The following is a 1,549-nucleotide window of genomic DNA, read 5'->3' on the forward strand; positions in this document are numbered from 1 at the left end:
GTTGTAATCGGGGCCGGTCTGATTGGGCTCAAAGCGGCCGAGAGCCTGCACCACCGAGGCGTAAAAGTCACGGTCGTCGAGCTTGCCAACCGCGTTATGGCGGCCGTTTTGGATACCGATGCGGGCGCAATCGTTCAAGGCGCCCTTGAAAAAGCGGGAGTAAATATCATCACCGAAGATACTGTTGAAGAGATACTGGGTGACAATATGGGCCTGGTCAACGGCGTAAAGCTGAAAAGCGGCGAGGCGCTCGACTGCGACGCGGTTATCGTCGCCATCGGCGTTATCCCCAATGCCGGCTTTGCAAAAGAAAGCGGTGTTGAGGTAAATCGCGGCATCATCGTCGACGACCATATGAGGACAAATCTGCCGGATATCTACGCCGCAGGCGATGTCACAGAAGGCCCCGATTACTTAAACGGCGGCAAACGCGTTATGCCGATCTGGCCGAACGCCTACATCCAGGGCAAAATCGCCGGATTCAACATGGCCGGGGTCGATCGTGAGTTCAAAGGCGGCCTGGCCGTAAACTCGATTGAACTGTTTGGAGTGCCGGTGGTTACCGCAGGGCTTTCAAATACCGAGTCCGACGACCTCGAAGTTCTCTCAAGTGTCGAGGGCGACACCTATCGCAAGATCGTTTTACGGGGAAGCATGGTAGTCGGCGCGGTCATGGTTGGCAATATCGATAGGGCGGGCCTTATCACCGGCCTTATCCGCGACCGGATCGATGTCAGCAATATGCGCGACCGCCTGTTGGCCAACGATTTTGGGTACATCGACTTCCCGGTTGAACTGAGGAAAGAAAGGCTGGGTGTATCGTAATGACGGTAAGCACAAAAGAATTCGTTATAGACGCCAAGGGATTGCACTATCGTGAGCTTAACGAACAGATCAGGGAAGCCGTCAAAAACGGTGAGATCGAAATAAAATTAGTAAATGTTAACGGGCAGCGCTATATCGGCGACGCGATCGACGTCCCGGTCAACATCACCATAGATGGCGTGCCTGGGGCGGATCTCGGTGCGTTTATGAACGGCCCGACAATACAAGTTTACGCAAACGCGCAGGACCATGTGGCCAATACTATGAATGAGGGCAAGATCGTTATCCACGGCGATGCGGGTGACGTTCTCGGCTACGGTATGCGCGGCGGCAAGCTTTTCGTAAAAGGCGACGTCGGCTACCGTGTCGGCATCCACATGAAGGAATATAAAGATAAAATACCCGTAATGGTCGTGGGGGGCATGGCGGGCGATTTCTTCGGCGAGTATATGGCCGGAGGCACGGTGATTTTACTCGGCCTTAACGTCGGCCACAACGGCAAAGACCGGATCGCCGGCAACTACTTCGCAACCGGCATGCACGGCGGCGTTATCTATGTCCGCGGCAAACTCGAGGACTACCAGCTTGGAAAAGAGGTTGCGGTTCTCGATCCGGACAATAAAGATCGCGAAACCATTAAGAAGTACGTCGGCGAATTTGCCGAAGAGGTAGGTCTGGACGCAGCCGAGATACTGAAAGGCGATTTCATAAAAATCAAAGCCGT

General features: G+C 54.2%; 2 protein-coding genes. Both read left to right on the forward strand.

Annotation, left to right across the window (positions count from 1 at the left end):
* On the forward strand, positions 1–825 hold an 825-nt coding region (locus COY37_RS06075), incomplete at its 5' end, for an NAD(P)/FAD-dependent oxidoreductase (RefSeq protein ID WP_286976749.1).
* The coding region (locus COY37_RS06080) for a GltB/FmdC/FwdC-like GXGXG domain-containing protein (RefSeq protein ID WP_286976752.1) at positions 825–1,549 on the forward strand (725 nt) is incomplete at its 3' end. The genes COY37_RS06075 and COY37_RS06080, both read left to right, overlap by 1 nt.

The organism is Candidatus Aquicultor secundus, from assembly GCF_002791875.1.
Taxonomy (GTDB): domain Bacteria; phylum Actinomycetota; class Aquicultoria; order Aquicultorales; family Aquicultoraceae; genus Aquicultor_A; species Aquicultor_A secundus.